This window comes from Gracilimonas qinghaiensis (assembly GCF_046602855.1).
In the GTDB taxonomy this organism is placed as follows: Bacteria; Bacteroidota; Rhodothermia; order Balneolales; family Balneolaceae; genus Gracilimonas.
The window spans coordinates 467,643-483,756 of sequence record NZ_JBKINJ010000001.1; the positions used below are offsets into that span (position 1 = coordinate 467,643).

At 41.8% G+C, this 16,114-nt stretch carries 18 protein-coding genes; 4 read left to right on the forward strand and 14 right to left on the reverse strand.

Annotated features, from left to right (window positions below; all coding sequences use genetic code 11):
• Positions 1–113: 113 nt before the first annotated feature.
• The 6 genes from ACKGJO_RS02110 to ACKGJO_RS02135 all read right to left on the reverse strand — a co-directional run bounded on the left by ACKGJO_RS02110 (position 114) and on the right by ACKGJO_RS02135 (position 4,428).
• Entirely contained in the window at positions 114–1,370 is a 1,257-nt protein-coding gene (locus tag ACKGJO_RS02110) for a hypothetical protein (RefSeq protein WP_411321739.1), read from the reverse strand.
• Between the two features lie 9 nt (positions 1,371–1,379).
• On the reverse strand, positions 1,380–1,907 hold the full coding sequence (locus ACKGJO_RS02115) for an RNA polymerase sigma factor (protein WP_411321740.1): 528 nt from the start codon (positions 1,905–1,907) through the stop codon (positions 1,380–1,382).
• A 53-nt stretch (positions 1,908–1,960) separates the two neighbouring features.
• Positions 1,961–2,791 (reverse strand): DUF5777 family beta-barrel protein, encoded by an 831-nt coding sequence (locus ACKGJO_RS02120; RefSeq protein ID WP_411321741.1) that lies wholly within the window; start codon positions 2,789–2,791, stop codon positions 1,961–1,963.
• Positions 2,792–2,838: 47 nt separating this feature from the next.
• A complete protein-coding gene (locus tag ACKGJO_RS02125) occupies positions 2,839–3,426 on the reverse strand; it encodes a YceI family protein (RefSeq protein WP_411321742.1) in 588 nt (195 codons plus the stop codon).
• The gene (locus ACKGJO_RS02130; protein ID WP_411321743.1) at positions 3,416–3,841 is read right to left on the reverse strand and encodes a cupredoxin domain-containing protein; all 426 of its coding nucleotides are present in this window, start codon (positions 3,839–3,841) and stop codon (positions 3,416–3,418) included. The genes ACKGJO_RS02125 and ACKGJO_RS02130 overlap by 11 nt, the downstream gene beginning before the upstream one ends.
• Before the next feature lie 290 nt (positions 3,842–4,131).
• Positions 4,132–4,428, reverse strand: a complete 297-nt coding sequence (locus ACKGJO_RS02135) for a cupin domain-containing protein (protein WP_411321744.1) — start codon at positions 4,426–4,428, stop codon at positions 4,132–4,134.
• Between the two features lie 368 nt (positions 4,429–4,796).
• On the opposite strand from ACKGJO_RS02135, the gene ACKGJO_RS02140 reads away from it, so the two are divergent.
• Complete coding sequence (locus tag ACKGJO_RS02140) at positions 4,797–5,201, forward strand: TraR/DksA family transcriptional regulator (protein ID WP_411321745.1); 405 nt, start codon at positions 4,797–4,799, stop codon at positions 5,199–5,201.
• A gap of 513 nt (positions 5,202–5,714) precedes the next feature.
• Here ACKGJO_RS02140 and ACKGJO_RS02145 read toward each other — a convergent pair.
• From ACKGJO_RS02145 to ACKGJO_RS02155, 3 genes are read right to left on the reverse strand one after another with little or no spacing between them, the layout of a single operon-like run.
• Positions 5,715–5,876: a YqaE/Pmp3 family membrane protein gene (locus ACKGJO_RS02145; protein WP_411321746.1), complete on the reverse strand. Its 162-nt coding sequence runs from the start codon at positions 5,874–5,876 to the stop codon at positions 5,715–5,717.
• Positions 5,877–5,885: 9 nt separating this feature from the next.
• A complete protein-coding gene (locus ACKGJO_RS02150; protein WP_411321747.1) occupies positions 5,886–6,410 on the reverse strand; it encodes a hypothetical protein in 525 nt (174 codons plus the stop codon).
• A 33-nt stretch (positions 6,411–6,443) separates the two neighbouring features.
• Complete coding sequence (locus ACKGJO_RS02155) at positions 6,444–7,730, reverse strand: amidohydrolase family protein (RefSeq protein ID WP_411321748.1); 1,287 nt, start codon at positions 7,728–7,730, stop codon at positions 6,444–6,446.
• A 166-nt stretch (positions 7,731–7,896) separates the two neighbouring features.
• On the opposite strand from ACKGJO_RS02155, the gene ACKGJO_RS02160 reads away from it, so the two are divergent.
• The gene (locus ACKGJO_RS02160; RefSeq protein WP_411321749.1) at positions 7,897–8,976 is read left to right on the forward strand and encodes a calcium/sodium antiporter; all 1,080 of its coding nucleotides are present in this window, start codon (positions 7,897–7,899) and stop codon (positions 8,974–8,976) included.
• 111 nt (positions 8,977–9,087) lie between these two features.
• On the opposite strand, the gene ACKGJO_RS02165 is transcribed toward ACKGJO_RS02160, so the two are convergent.
• Genes ACKGJO_RS02165 through ACKGJO_RS02185 form a run of 5 tightly spaced genes read right to left on the reverse strand, consistent with a single transcriptional unit; the run spans position 9,088 to position 14,283 of the window.
• On the reverse strand, positions 9,088–10,035 hold the full coding sequence (locus ACKGJO_RS02165; RefSeq protein WP_411321750.1) for a DNA-3-methyladenine glycosylase family protein: 948 nt from the start codon (positions 10,033–10,035) through the stop codon (positions 9,088–9,090).
• Between the two features lie 18 nt (positions 10,036–10,053).
• On the reverse strand, positions 10,054–11,463 hold the full coding sequence (locus ACKGJO_RS02170; protein ID WP_411321751.1) for an OstA-like protein: 1,410 nt from the start codon (positions 11,461–11,463) through the stop codon (positions 10,054–10,056).
• Positions 11,460–12,020, reverse strand: a complete 561-nt coding sequence (lptC, locus tag ACKGJO_RS02175) for an LPS export ABC transporter periplasmic protein LptC (protein WP_411321752.1) — start codon at positions 12,018–12,020, stop codon at positions 11,460–11,462. Before lptC ends, ACKGJO_RS02170 begins: the two co-directional genes overlap by 4 nt.
• A complete protein-coding gene (upp, locus tag ACKGJO_RS02180) occupies positions 12,007–12,633 on the reverse strand; it encodes a uracil phosphoribosyltransferase (RefSeq protein WP_411321753.1) in 627 nt (208 codons plus the stop codon). Before upp ends, lptC begins: the two co-directional genes overlap by 14 nt.
• A gap of 18 nt (positions 12,634–12,651) precedes the next feature.
• Positions 12,652–14,283, reverse strand: a complete 1,632-nt coding sequence (locus tag ACKGJO_RS02185) for an alanine/glycine:cation symporter family protein (RefSeq protein WP_411321754.1) — start codon at positions 14,281–14,283, stop codon at positions 12,652–12,654.
• 245 nt (positions 14,284–14,528) lie between these two features.
• Between ACKGJO_RS02185 and ACKGJO_RS02190 the strand changes: the two genes are divergently transcribed.
• Together ACKGJO_RS02190 and ACKGJO_RS02195 are read left to right on the forward strand one after the other, a co-directional pair.
• Positions 14,529–14,822 carry an HU family DNA-binding protein gene (locus ACKGJO_RS02190; RefSeq protein WP_290961830.1) on the forward strand — a complete coding sequence of 98 codons (294 nt, stop codon included), beginning with the start codon at positions 14,529–14,531 and terminating at the stop codon, positions 14,820–14,822.
• 429 nt (positions 14,823–15,251) lie between these two features.
• Positions 15,252–16,073: a nitrilase-related carbon-nitrogen hydrolase gene (locus ACKGJO_RS02195; protein WP_411321755.1), complete on the forward strand. Its 822-nt coding sequence runs from the start codon at positions 15,252–15,254 to the stop codon at positions 16,071–16,073.
• Positions 16,074–16,114: the final 41 nt, after the last annotated feature.

Genomic DNA, 16,114 nt, shown 5'->3' on the forward strand with positions numbered 1-16,114 from the left:
TATTCGCAGTTCGGTCCATCGGTGAATCGTGATTCTTTTTACTTCGATCTACAAGTCGCTGAAAAACAAATAGGCAGGTTTTACTGTAAAAAAACGAATGATAATTACTTTACTTAAAGCCGATAATTTAGTGTCACAAAAGTGCCCAACGTGTAAAGTCTGGCATTTCCCCAACCGACTTCTTTAAGGGGGATTTTGATAAAGGGCTCAGCACTAAGACTCCAATTTTTATGAATATCATACTCGTAACCTATGGAAAGACTTGAATTGCTGAACAAGTGTGTTTTCCCGGATCTCTCCGAGTAATTTGTTTCCTGACCGGGATAGCTATAGTCATAACTGAAAGTATAATCCTCACTAAGCATCACATAGGATGAAAGTCCGGCAGAAGCAAAGAAACGGGAGTTTGAGAGGTTCCAGAAATTGAAAGTTACATTCAGAGGGATGTCTAGGATCATACATTCAGCATAGATACTGCTCAGATTGTTAGGGTTATTCTGATAATCCGGTAGATCATAACTACTGATTCCTGCACTATACCGTACACTGGAACGCATAATACCTGTTTCGATAGATATGTTGGGTCTTATCTTATAACTGGTTCTTATACCTAACTTATATCCCGGTTGTTCAAACTGACTAATACCTCCCGCTGTACTAAGATCCGGAGATACTACAATACCAATATTTAATCTGGATCTGGTATCCAGGGTCTGATCATCGGTAAAACGATTGCTTGAATGCAAGATTCCGGTTCGGCCACCACTTGCAGGTGCTGTAGCATATAAAGGAATATCAGGTATTTGTGATCCTTTTGATAAAGAAGGCAGGGTTGATTCCGCCTCAAAATCTGAGACAGATACTAAACGGTCTTTCAGATCAGGATTGAATGCAACATTCTGTTCAATCGGTTTTTTGACTTCAGCGGCTCCTATGTCACTTTTTGAGATTTTACTTCCTTCGGCCATCACCTGACCCGCAGTATCATTCAGTGGTTTTACCGGTTCAACATTATCAACACCTTCAGGTTGTTCTGAGTTATCAGGATTAGAGGCTTTCTGAGGTTGATCTTGTGGAACTTGCGGTTGAGGTTCTGAAGTATCATTTTGTGTGACCTGACCCTCCAGTCGGTCATTCAATGAATTGATATCATTATAGTTTTGATAAGTAAAATATCCGATCAGAGACATGAATAGGATCACCGCCGCCGCTGTAAGCCTGATCGTTTTCTGGCGGGTCACGTAGGCTGCCTTTTTATCTAATTTCTTTTCAAGAGCCAGCCAGTCACTTTCCTGAAAAGCTATATCAGGATCATTGACCTTTTCTTTGAAAAGATCCTCTAAGGGGTCGTTATGTTTTTTGTCTGACATATTTCCGTGTTACACTAAATTCTTTTCAAGCAAGGCTCTGAGATTACTTTTAGCCTTGGATAAATTTGATTTTGAAGTACCGACTGAGATATCAAGCATTTCTGCAATTTCCCTGTGCTTATATCCTTCGATCACGTAAAGATTGAAAACCGTGCGGTATACCGGAGATAGTTTCTGAATGAGTTCAATGATCTCGTCGTAGGATATACCGCTGACGATTTTATTATCTGTCAACAGATTATGCTTATCAGATATCGGCTCTACCTTCTCCATTCTTTTTTTATTCTTATGGTATTCATTGATCGCCGTATTGATCACAATTCTGCGAAACCAGGGTTTGAAATCCCATTCTGTATCATATTGATCAATATTTTCAAATACCTTCATGAAAGAGTCATTCAGGATAGCTGCACCTTCATTTCGGGAATTGGCATACCTCAGGGTTATGCTCATACCATAGGCATAGAACATCTTGTATAGCTCTTTTTGGCTATCTCTATGTTGCTTTCTGCATCCTTTGATTATTTCCGAGAACAAAGGGGATATGTGTTGTTAATTTTTTTCAATTAAATGAAAAATATTTATTACTCCTAAAGGCCAAATATTCTGTGAATGTTAAAACCAAACCTGAAGTTACCATCCCAGAACGAGTCCCTGTTATTAGCCATAATAAAAGGTTCATTATGCCACTGAGCACTGCTGAGAAAAAGCTGAAAAACATGACCGCCGGTATCAATATTAAGACCAATAGCAAAAGCATCCTTGGTACCTGGATTACGGTCACTTATAATCGGCAGATATTCTGCGCTAAGGGCATAGAAATCATTCAATTCGTAACTGCCTGAGAGCCCGAGGCCTGCTAGCGTCTGTTCATCGCCGGGTGACGGGCTATTGAAATAAGTGATCATAGGACTTACCTGAATACTCAGTGCATGAAATTTTCTGGCTGCCATTATTGAACCAAAGTAACTCAACCTGTCATTGAAGGTATATCCGAGGCCTGAAAGAGTGGTGATACCCAAAGACCCTTTTAATGCAATGCTTACCGGTGTGCTTCCGGTTTTGGTTTGGTTCAGAACATTGTATTTACTTCTGATGTCAACAACTTTGTTAAACGTCATGCGACCAACACCAACTGAAAGGCGGTCGTTGATCCCATAATCCAAAGAGATCTTGGTGTTGGCACCATTATCCAAACCAAAGAACTGATCAACACCGCCACTTACCAAACCGAAAGAGTGCTTTACAGAACTCTTCAGATTATTTTTATCTATGTTCTCCACCGTGCTGATCCCGGTATTCATCGTAGAAAAAAACGTTTTTTCCACCTCTGGATCCTTGACTGTTCGTTCCCTTGCCAGTTGAGCAAAAACCAGGGTTGGAAAAAGTAACATGAAGACCACTAGGTAGGTTCTTTTCATATGTAATAAAGGATGAGGTGTGATATGGTAATTCATTCCCTGGGTGTTCAGTTACTATTAACTAATTGCTCTCTGGGTGTGAGCTTTAATATGGCCTCAAGTGTGACATCCTGAATCTCGTCAACCCGATAGAATAATATTCCCGGTGGTTTGATCTGGTGATCGTTAAGATTGATCTTAAATCCTGATTCCAGCTTCAAACCCTTTTGAACAGGTACCAAAATTCCTTCGATGGTCATAGGATTGGAAATGCCATTGATCGTAAAATCTCCGGAAACAGATACGGTGAGAGTATCAGTATTTTCCAATGAGGATGGAACAGGAGAGTCAAATGAACCTGTGAATTCGGCAAATGGGTATTCATCCGTGTTTAAGGTTTTGTACATATCCCTGTCACGTTTTCCAATACCTGTTTTTAAAGTGTTTAGATCCACATAGAAATCAATGACGTTCTTTTCAGGATCTATCATACCGGTAAGGTTTTCGGATTCACCGGTAAAGGAATGCAGTGGAACCTGGGATGAAAACTCCACAAAACCTGATTCAGTGTAATACACCGAATCAGGCTGGGAGTGTGCTTGGGGGGCATCTAACAATAAAACCAAGCAGAATACAAACAGGGTTCTAGCTGCCATCACCGCTATCCACTACGGTGACAGTTCCAACCATTCCGTTATTGACGTGGGGAATACAAAAATAATCGAATTCGCCGACTTCATTGAAGGTGTAAGTAAATTCCTCTCCGGGTGACATATTGCCACTGTTAAAGGTGCCGTCACTTTCACCATTTGAGCCGCTTGTAACTGTATGGACAATGCTGCTGCTATTCACCCACGTAACGGTTGTACCGACTTCCACCTCAATAGTCCCCGGACTGAAGGATTGCCCGACCATTTCAACTTCTTGACCGGAAGTGCCACCACCTCCGTTAGTTGGTGGGTCACTGGTATCGCTATTTGTTTCGGTTCCGGAACTGCTGCTGCATGCCGTAAAAGACAACCCTGCAGCTATAAAAAAGATAGTCAAGAGTGAAAAGTATCGGAATTTCATATGCATATAGTTTTGAATTGGGATGAATTTACTTCATCTGTGATAGTCTCTATATGCCTATACAGCTGTAATATCGAAATGGTTGCCTCAATATCAAAAAAGACCAGGCGCTCTGTACACAATCATTCGCAGTTCGATCTTTCGGCCCTTCGGTTAATCGCAGTTCAGTTTTTTGACTTATGATACACCGAATGACAGACTAACGATGGACAGTTTTGAATGTCTTATATCCAACAACTACTACAAAAATATTAAATGTTTTGAATGTTCCTTTTTGATGTTAAATGTTTTCACCCTTGGGTCAATAGTACCAGGCTATCTTCGAGGGCAGCTACGGAGTGAGATATTTCTGCAGGGATGTCAATTTCATCAAATTGCTCTAAACGTTCATCTTTCTTGGATTGATGGTAGATCACTTTGCCTTCTAAAACTAACAATTTAGTGGGATGATGAGCCGTATGGTCTTCTAACTTCATCCCCTTTTTGAATCCAAAAATCAGCACCTTGAAATGATCTCCGGTATGAAATGATTTAGCGATGGGGCGGTCAGAAGATTTTAATTGTTCTTTTATAGCTTGGATGGTCATTGCAGCTGTATTTTATTATGGTTTATATCCATCCTACAAAATTGAACGGACATTTGCTATCACTAAGGTAAATCCAAGTTCAGTTCATTGATCGATCTGATTTACGTTGTATTTATTTAACATTTGAAAGCCCGCACGACCGATTTAAGATGGATGAACTATATACATGTCAGGAATGAATTTAGATTCAATAGGTACTGGCGCGTAGATGAAGCGGATCAACAGTATTATTACAGAGATCAAATTTTTAATAGTCTAAGATTTTATGTTTGAGGGAAGTGGCAACACGCCTATAATTTTAAACCAATGAAATGCTATCATAGCCTTGATTGTTGTATAAATGAAAGATAAACAAAGAAAAAGCACTTATGGAAAAACAAGAAGCACCAATACACAACTCTCCATTTTCTGATGAAGAACTTGAGCAATTTGAAAAGATGCTTAAAGAGGAACAGAAGGAGAGTGAAAAAAAAGTTGAACAATATCAAAGCCGACTAGAGGAATTGGAAGCTAACTTGGATGATAAAAGCTCTTCTGCCGACCATCACACAGGAAATGTAGGCACGACTGAAGATGAGCGTGAAAAGTTTTACATCATGATCGAAAAGGAGAAAGAGAAACAGGAAGAGATCAATATGGCGCTAAATCGTATTGAAACCGGTAACTACGGAATTTGTAAAGTAACAGGAAAACCTATCCAAAAAGAACGGTTGCTTGTAAAACCATATGCTAAATATAGTATAGAAGCAAAAAAAGGCGAAACCTCCGGCTAAAAAATGCACTTGCATTTCTAGAGCTTAGCCATCTGAGTAAGATAGCAGAGCAGCTAATAGACAAGCCGTAATTATGGTTTAATAATATTTCATAAAGCAACTGTCCTTTTTGTATCTAAAACTGAGTATAAGCAAGGGTATATAATGCGGGTGAAGCGGAAGGTCGCTAATGAAAATATCATGCTATGGCCTGAGTTTATAATTTATGTAACTGTGAACGCAAAATGCTCACCCCTTTAGGGTCGTATTTCAGGAGGGTTGAATAATGAACCGAGGTAAAGACTAAGTATGAAACTAACTATTATTTAAAGGTTGTTAAGACATATTATGATTGGAGAAGGCTTGGCTAGGAAATTGTCAAAACGCAAATGGAAGGCTATACTTAGTAAGGAGTAAAAGATCTACTTCAATAATAATTGCTAAGCCTACTTGCAATAACCGTCTCATCCCTAGAAGAAACCCGTATCTGTAATAAAACAAATCGGGCTTTTGAGAAGTGAAAGTCAGGTTTGATCAGTCATTTTTCGCGATGATCCAAACGGCATGGACAATGCCGGGGACAAATCCTAGGATGGTCAGCAAAATGTTGAGCCAGAAATGCGGTTTTATACCGATTGTCAAAAATACACCAAGGGGAGGTAGGATAATAGCAAAAATGATTCGGAGTAGACTCATGATCCTAATTTAAATTTGTTGATCGCGGAGATCTTTTCGCAAAGATGCTTCCTTTAATTTCTTGTGTCGTAAAAGGTATCGGAGATCATATCGGTTATCATACATCAGTTGCAAATGATAATAATTAATGTATTCAAGTACAGCAAATGCATTTGCGATTAATGCCCAGGCGATAAAATTATCACTTCCAAGTGACTGCCCGGATATAAACCATTGCACCAGCAGCACAAAAGGTATGAGTGCAATGCCAACCTTATTCTTATCCCTGAATTTTTCAAAGCGATTCAGGGTACGGTTCTGAAATATGTGCTTATCCTCCAGAACCGACAATTTCTTCCACCAATAGTAGGTGCCCTGAAGCAAAATGAAACTCATCATCAGCAATCCGTACGATAAAAAGATCAGATCTCTAAAATCGTAAGCCGCATTGATGAAGATGAGAATGCCGAAGAACATAACGGCATTCATTCCCTCCACCTGGAAAGTCCACTGCAATTTCTTGATGAGTCGCTGTTTAACAGAATGTGATGGCATGTATTGTTTTTTTACCTGAAAATTCGAGCCTGTTTAATTCTTATAAACCTTGCCGCCTTTCATTACAAAAGGAACTGACTCGAGTGTTGTTACATCATTCAATGGATTTTTATCAGTAGCTATGAGATCAGCATATTTACCGGTCTCTACAGTGCCGATCTGATCCTCCATCCCAAGTACAGTGGCGGCTGTTATGGTAGCACTTTGTATGGCCTCCATCACGGGCATACCCACTCCTGTCATATAGCGGAATTCTCGACCGTTTATGCCATGGGGAAATACACCGGCATCCGTTCCAAAAGCGATCTTTACACCGTGCTTATAGGCTTTTTCGAATGTATTCTGAATTTTAGGTCCGATCTCTTTGGCTTTGGGCACCACAAGGGCAGGATAGTAACCTTCTACTTCTGCTTTTTCAGCAACCCACTTACCGGCTGAGATGGTTGGTACATAATAAGTGCCATTTTCAATCATCAGATCCATGATCTCTTCAGTCATATGAGTCCCGTGTTCAATGGTAAGAACACCTGCTTCAACGGCTCTTTTCATTCCTTCTGCTCCATGAGCATGAGCGGCTACATGCATACCATATTCGTTGGCAGTCCTAACGATGGCATCTAGTTCATCTTCGAAGAATTGAGGAGCATCACCTGATTTGGCTACACTCAGCACACCACCGGTTGCGGTTATCTTAATATGATCGGCTCCATTCTTATAACGCTGCCGCACGGCTTCACGGGCTTCAGCAGTGCCGTTTACGACCCCATTTTCAGGTCCCGGAGCTCCCATCAGGATATTTTTCCAACCGTTAGTAGGGTCGGCATGTCCACCGGTTGTAGCCAGACTTTTACCTACAGTAATGATACGTGGGCCATCTACAAAGCCCTGATTGATTGCGTTTCTTAGAGAAATATTCACACCTGTTCCTCCCAGTTCACGGACTGTGGTAAAACCGGCCATCAAGGTGCGCTTGGCAAATGCTGTGGAACGCATAGCAAAATCTGCCTCGTTAAAAGTGAAAGCTTCCATGTATTTCGTGGGATTGGTTTCACTTTCAAGGTGAACGTGCAGGTCGATAAGTCCCGGCAGTACGGTTTTTGATTTCAGGTCGATTATCTCATCATTGCGCTTTCCATTTATATATCCGTTTTGGATATCGGCTATCTTGTCATTTTCAATAATGATGCTGACCTGCTCACGGGCTTCATTGGAACGGCCGTCGATGAGGGTGCCGGCATGAATGATGGTACGCTGCGCATAGCCTGAAGTAACAGTGATTAAAGTTATAAGTAGAGTAAATAGTAGCGATCTTAGTTTCATAGTGTATAAATTGGGTTAGTATATATCCCTTAATATATATAATTGAGTTTAAACATTAGCTTTTGGTTTAAAACTCAATAAACTTTTACAGGCATCGATTTTGTATTCATTTCCAGCTTAAATTGTGATAGTTTTAAGGCTTTAAAAACCTCAAAAACGATCAGGAATGACAATTTTATTATTTCTCATTGGTTTAGCTGTTCTGATAGGCGGAGCTGAATTATTTTTAAGGGCAGTTGATAAATTTGGAGCTGCGTGGAGTGTATCACCCGTCGTTATGGGACTCACCGTTGTGGCCTTTGCAACCGGAGCTCCGGAACTCGCCATCAGTTTACAAGCAGCTGTAGACGGTAAACCGGACCTCGTTTTGGGTAACATTCTTGGAAGTAACATAGCCAACATTTTACTCATCCTGGGTATAGCTGGACTGGTCCATCCACTGAAGATCACGAATCGGATCATCAAAGTTGATGTGCCTGTTGTTATTGCCGCCAGCACCTTACTTTTTGTACTGGCTATGGATGGGTTATTAAGCCCACTTGACGGTGGAATTATATTTTTGGGACTCATAATATACTCCGTATTCATGTATTTCCAGATTCAGAAAGATCGAAAACTGAACAAACGAAGGAAAATTGAAACGGAAGTAAAACTGGATGAACCGGTTACTACAATATTTTATGGGAAGTACATACTGATGTTGCTGGCAGGGTTGATATTTATCGTGATGGGATCGCGTTTTATGGTTACATCAGCTGTAGAGATCGCCGGCATTCTTGGGATATCAGAGCTTATCATTGGCCTGACCATTGTATCAATTGGTACATCACTGCCTGAAGTGGCAACTTCTGTGTCGGCTGTCCGGCATGGAGACTCTGACACTGCCGTTGCCAATGTAATGGGTAGCAATCTCTACAACATACTGCTTACACTTAGTCTGACAGTTTTAATAGCCCCCGGTGCAATTCACGTCTCACAGGAAGCCATTGACCTGGACCTGCCTATTATGTTGATCGTCGCCGTTGCCTGCCTGCCTCTTTTTTGGCCGGGTAAGGTACTAGGAAGAAAAGAAGCCATTGGATTCCTGTTCTATTATGCGGCATATATGACCTATTTGGTATTTCTGGCCATGCAGCATCCCTTCAAAGAAATCATGGAAGGCATCATGATCTGGGGAATCTTTCCGATAACGGCATTTCTTATCATCTTAAAATTCATCTTCGATTTTCGAAGCAAGAGGCTGTAGAATATATAATTACCTAAGTAAGGTGCGTTCCAAAAAGCATGCGATTTGTACTCGTCACCAAGCTCCGGCTTGATTACGCAGTCCGGAAAACTCTAGCTTCCAGCTAGTGGCCTATTTCTTAGCTTTCTCCTCCTTCTCCTTCAGCACGTAATTCACGTACAGGAATTCCAGGGCAGCTGCTTCATAGCCTTTCCAGTTTTGTATTAGTTCCTGAAAACGTTTTTCTGAGGTGTTATGCGGATCTTCTCCATATGAGTAAATGATCCATCTCCGCAGGCCCTTTTCTTCTCCTGATTTCTTATTAGACGGAAATACAGCATCGGTTCGTCCGCGCATCATCATCAGGTCCTGCCCGGAGGTCGGCCCGATTCCCTTTATGCCAGTTATAAGGTCGTAGAATTCTTGTGGCTCACATTCCATGAGGTGATCCATATCGACGTTTCCGGCCACGATGTGATTGGCTAGACCAACCAGATATTGACCCTTGCGGAGGGTGGGACCTAGCTTTCGAATATTGGCAGGATCAGCCTTCATAAGTTGATGGGGTCTTGGCCAGGCCGGCAGTGATTGCTTACCCAACATCAGAGCCGTGCCATAGGCTTCTCTGATCTGAAACATCATCTTCTTGGCGGTGGGCTTGTGATTCATCTGCATCTGCACGATACGATACAGGATATCTTCAAAGAGATTGGCGCGTGTCATGCGTTTGAGTCCATACAGATCCATCAATTTATCGCCCAAAACAGTATCGTCTTTGGCCTGATCGTAAAGTGGACGAATATCCATGTCGGTCCCCAGGATCTTAGCCAGACTTTTATTAGCCAGTTTGATCTCTTCTTTGGAGAGGCTTTCCTGAGATTCCAGATGAAATTCAGGGTGCTCAGGATCACCGTTAAAGAATACGGTCACAATTACATCGGTATCACCTATTGGGATAGGTCGCGTAAAACCCTCTTCAAAGATCTTTTCAGGATCGTGCTCGTGATCAAAATAGGATTCTACATCTAGGCAAATGTACCAGTCGTGGGGAGGGATGGATTTGAGTGTCCAGGTGCTCATTCCGTTTGGTTTAGATCATTATTCTTTGGGTTCTTGTTCGATATAATTCAAATATCGTAGGGGAAGTTCAAAAGGGCGCTCAACCGGAACAGGAGGGTAGCGTGGTTCCGGAGCAATTTCAGGTCTGAGTGGTCTGAGTTCTGGTTGCCATTTGAAACCATCCAGTTTTCGCCCTGCTAAACCGGGAAATTCTTCAAAGAAATACCCATTATTCTTCAGAGCTTTAACTTGTATCAGATCTCCATTCTGAAATTCCATGATAGTTTCCGGTGAGGTATATTCCACAGCTCCATCCGGTTCACCCTCATCATTTTGAGTATGATACAAAACCTGACTGTTCGGGTACAGCTTAATACGGGAGATCTGTCCGTCTTTAAAATCAACATTTAGTGTATCTCCCTTTAACTGGTGGAAACGCCCGGTGGTACTGTCTTTTTGAATCGTGATGGTATTCTTATAAGAAGTAAGATAACTGACAGCATTGTTGTCCATTTGCACCTTAATGTAGGGACCGTTCAGCTGAATATTTTTATGCCAGGCGGTGGGATTGGAAATAAGTTCAAAGATCTCGGTTTGTGATGTGTAAATGAGAGTGTCTGATATGGATGAAAAATCAGGTGACCAGACCCGGACATTCTGAATGGCCCGAATGATATCGGTAGAATCCTGATCCAGCATTAGCAGATCTCTTGACTTGATGTGAGTAGTATCGGTTGAATCTGAACTGATCTGTCTGAGATAGGAGTTCCCTTGCACATATCGCCGGCCCGTTGAATCAGCTTCCAGATAATCACCGGTAAGCAGGGCATTGTTGGTACTGTCCTGAACAAATATATTTGAGTGAAGCTGCAAAAATTCTGTTTCTCTGTTGATAAAGAGACTGTCACCTTCGGCATACTGAGAGGTATCTGCGATCTGAACATTGCCTCTAAAGATGGCACTATCCTGAATCTGAAAATAGGTTCCCTGCTTTGCGATCAGGGTGCCGCCCTCATCCTCTAGGCGAATACCGTCCTCGAAATCAGCCACTTTGGTTAGGAAGTTGTAATCGACCTGTTCTCCAAAAAGAGTGGTGCTGTCTTGCAAGATCACCACACGACCCCTTAACTGACTGACCTCCTGATCGGTAAAATAATAGAGTGTGTCAGACCAGATGATCTCATCCGGTGTTTCGATCTCTATGTTACCGAAAGCGCGTAATTCATTTCTATCCATGAATTGCCAGGCACTGTCGCAGACCATTTCGATATTACCGGTTCTAAGCCTTACATCATACATTTTTCGTATGGGCTCACCATCTTCAGTTATATTCCTGACTTCTCTGGCGCGTTCAATTTTTACTACATTTTGTCCGGTCACCGGCTCCGGAAATAAAACGGCGAACGCACATATGACCATAAAAGAGTATATGTAGCTGAATTTTTTCAATTGACGACAGTCTCTCCGCTAACTTCTTTGAGGGTATAATTTCTAAGGTTAGAATCGCCTTCCAGACCTATGGCACTGATGCTGTCAGTACTGGTAACGATAGTGAGGGCTTCCGGCGTACTTACCATATCCTCATTTCTTCTCCACATCAGGTATTCTGTATTCAACCGTTTATTATCAGGAGCCAAGACTTCCACATTTCCGAACAGTTCAAAGGTAGCATCGTCCGGTTTGTATATGGCGCTATCGGAATGCACAACAGTTTCTGATTCACCATTTTCATCAAAGATCTCTATAAACACCGGTCCGCTGATCTTTGTAATGTTCCGGGCCTCATTTTTGATGGAAGCAGTGTAACTGCCTTTGAGCCTGAGTTTGAGTCTTTCCTCCTCTAGTATCTCCATATTTACGCCCCAGCTTTCCGTTGTGGATAAAAGAGAGTCGCTCAGGGCCATATCGACCTGTTGATTTTCATATTCTGAAAGCTCTCCGCACGAAATAGTTAAGACTGTGCAGGCAGTAAGAATAAAAAGGGACCGGATATTAAAGAGTGCCAAAATAGCGGTCTCCCGCATCGCCAAGTCCCGGAACGATAAAAGCATCATCGTTAAGTTTTTCATCTATGGCAGCGGTAATGATTGGTACATCTGGATGATCGTCTCGTAGTCGCTCTATGCCCTCAGGAGCAGCGATCAGAGATACGAATCGAATATTGTCAGCTCCATTTTCTTTAAGGAATGTGAGAGCATGAGAGGCTGTTCCGCCTGTGGCAAGCATTGGATCCACAACCAGGGTGTATGCTCCTTCCAAGCCGCCCGGGAAGTTGTGGTAATAGTTCACGGGTTCGTGAGTCTCTTCATCACGGTAAACACCGATATGACCAACCTTTGCGTCCGGCATGAAGCTGATGATCCCATCAACGAGGCTAAGTCCCGCCCTAAGAATCGGGATCACAAAGACCTCTGCTTCCGGTTTATAACCCTTGGTCGTTTTGATGGGAGTATCAACATTGCATTCTTTCAGCGGAAGATCTGTCAGTGCCTGATAGGCAAGTACGGTTCCAATGGTGCCCATAGCTCTTCTAAAAGCTGCGGTCTCAGTAGACGTATCCCGTAGAATGGTCAAATACCTTTTAACTACGGGGTGGTCTATTTCAATTACGTTTTCCATGAAATACGGTGTTCTTAATTAGCTTTTAGCTTCCAGTTCGTCCATTTTGTTGAAGTATTTCTTACTTGCCACAGCTACAGAACCTGAAAGGGCAAAAAGAGCAATGATATTCGGGAATGTCATCAGTCCGAGTGCAATATCACCAATGGCCCAGACGGTGGCAAGCGGGAATATGGCACCTAAAAAGTGCATTCCAAGATATACCACTTTGTAATACATGATGGATTTATCGCCTGCCAGGTACTGTATGGACCGGTCTCCATAGTAACTCCAGCTTATAGCTGTTGAAATACCAAATAAAAGCACACAGAATGTTACCAGATGTTTCCCATACGGGAAGATGGGGGCTAAACCTTTTTCAAATGCGAGAGAGGTTAAGGGAGCTCCATTTTCAATGATACTTGTATAGACAGTAGCGACAACGTTTCCTGCTTCATCTGTGAAAGTACCGGTAGCAATATTTAATGTTCCGGAAAATTCTTCTCTGGTCTCAAGATCAAGGAAGAAGATGCCGGTCTCAAAATCATTTCTAAGTACGGTACCATTTAAAGGGGCGCCTTCTTCGATGATCAGCACTTCGTTTCCATCATCTACTACGACGGTATTGTTGCTGTTAGCAGGTTCATAAACCATATCATGGCGTTCTTCCCATACTCCTGTAGCTACAATAACAAGTCCTGTCATGGTACAAACCAGGATGGTATCGATGAATGGCTCTAGCAAGGCAACCACACCTTCACGAACAGGTTCTTCAGTTTTTGCAGCACCGTGAGCAATTGGGGCAGAGCCCTGTCCTGCCTCGTTAGAAAAGAGGCCGCGTTTGATACCCCAAACCAGGGTAGTCAAAAATAAACCGGAACCCACACCAAATAAGCCGGCTTCAGGAGTGAATGCAGAGGTAATGATCGTGCCAAAAGCAGGGATTACAGATCCTGCATTCAGAAATAGAATGACGAGGGCACCTAATACATAAATTATCGCCATTAATGGCATTAGTCGGGCCGTAACTTGACCAATTCTCTTAATTCCACCTACAATAACAACACCTACAAAACTGGCGGTTACAATTCCTGATATCCAACTTGGGATCTGGAATGTGCTGTACATGGTATCAGCTACGGTATTGGCCTGAACGGCGTTACCTGTTAAAAATGAACAGATTACGGCCATAGAGGCGAAAAAGACTGCCAGCCATTTCCAGTTTGGCCCCAATCCCTTTTCGATATAGTACATAGGGCCGCCTGATACGGATCCGTCATCGTTTTTCACACGGTACTGAACTGCCAGGGTACACTCGGTATATTTTATAGCCATCCCAAAGAAAGCAGTTACCCACATCCAGAATAAAGCTCCGGGGCCGCCATAATGGATTGCAATCGCTACACCGGCAATATTACCGATGCCAACGGTGGCAGACAGGGCGGTGGTAAGAGCCTGAAAGTGATTGACATCGCCGGTGTCATCGGGGTTATCATAAACACCCATCACAGATTTTATACCATGAGTGAATCTTCTGAGTTGAACAAACCCAAGTCTGAGAGTGATAAAAATTCCAAAGCCCAGTAGTACCACAACCATTATTGGGAACTGTTGTGGGGTTGACCAAACCAAATTGTTCAACCAGTTGACGACACTTTCAAAAACTTCCATGAATTAGATATTAATTGGTTAAGAATATTTAAGAGGCAGTGAGAAAGTAAAAAACATTTCGGAATATTAAAGGATAACATTTGGTTATTTAAAGGATAACATTTGGTTATTTAAAGGTGCCCGCTTAATTAGAAGGAATTTTTACAGATGTTTATAAAAGAGATGTGAACGATTTCTTAAAAGCTTTGTTTTGATTATTGTATTTTTAACAGTTCTCATAACATATTTTAAATCACTCATTAATTATGACTAAAGCAGACATAGTAGATGTAATATCGTCATCTGTAGGCCTGACAAAAGTTGAAACCGAAGCCGTTGTAAACGGATTCATGGAAACCGTAATAGACGCCATGAAACGCGGTGAAAATATTGAACTAAGAGGATTCGGGAGTTTTAAGGTTGTTAAACGCGCTCAAAGAGTTGCCAGAAATCCAAAGACAAACGAGGAAGTGATCGTACCAGAACAGTATGCGCCTGTACTTAAGATGTCCAAAGACTTTAAAGAAGCTGTCAATGAAGCGCACATGGTAGAAAATTGATTTAGAAAACGCTTTTATTCTTCTTATTTTACATCATTAGAACAACAGTAATATTTATAAAACACATTTAGGTGAGTATTTATGCCAAGTGGTAAAAAAAGAAAGCGCTCTAAAATTGCAAAACACAAGCGTAAAAAGCGTCTGAGAAAAAACAGACATAAGAAGAAAAAGTAAGATTTTTCCAAAAGGCTCCTCTCGGAGCCTTTTTTTATAAAGTGAGTATCCCTAAGATTAATTTTTCTTAATCTTAGCTAAAAAAGGCGATTCTTTTAAAGAATCGCCTTTTATGATTTTAACAAAAATTTAATCAGCAGGGATATTACCTTAAAAGGTTCAGAGGTTGAAAAAAGCTGAAGAATCTATGAAAGGTATGAATATAATATGTAGTATCATCCTGTTGAAATAAGTACTTATGAAAACTACACTATAATGAAAATTGCACTTATCCAACAGTCATGCACTGATAATAAACAGAACAACTTGGAACGCGGCTTGGAGGCGGCAGAAGAAGCTGCCAAGGCAGGTGCTAAAATAATCTGCTTTGCCGAATTGGCATTTGAACCCTTTTACCCTCAATACAAAAACCCGGCAGATCCGGCGGCTCATGCTGAGCCAATACCGGGCCGCATCACTAAAGCTTTTTCATCTCTTGCTCGAAATTACGGAATTATCGTCGTACTGAACTTATATGAGAACGATGGTAATGATCTCTACGATAGCTCGCCTGTTATCGACACTGATGGTAGCATTTTGGGTACCACAAGAATGATCCACATCACGGATTATGACTGTTTTTTCGAGAAAGATTACTACACGCCGGGCAATAACGGTGCACCTGTCTATGAGACTGAATTTGGAAATATAGGAGTGGCAATTTGTTATGATCGCCATTATCCGGAGTATATGAGGGCTCTGGGTGTGGCCGGGGCAGATATCGTGTTCATTCCACAAGCCGGTGCCAAGGGAGAATGGCCTGAGGGTCTGTATGAGGCGGAGGTACGAACTGCAGCTTTTCAGAATGGATATTATACAGCTCTTTGTAATCGTGTGGGAGAGGAACCTAAACTTGCCTTTTCCGGAGAATCGTTTGTTTGCGATCCGGAGGGAACCGTCATCGCAAAAGCGGCTCTGGGAACTGATGAAATTCTATACTGTGATATCGATCTGGAGATGACCGTCGAATCACATGCCAAGCGATTGTTCTATAGGGATAGAAGACCTGAATTATATGCTGACTGGATCAAGGAATGAGACCAAAGGCAGATTATTGTTATTCAATATTGAATATTCAG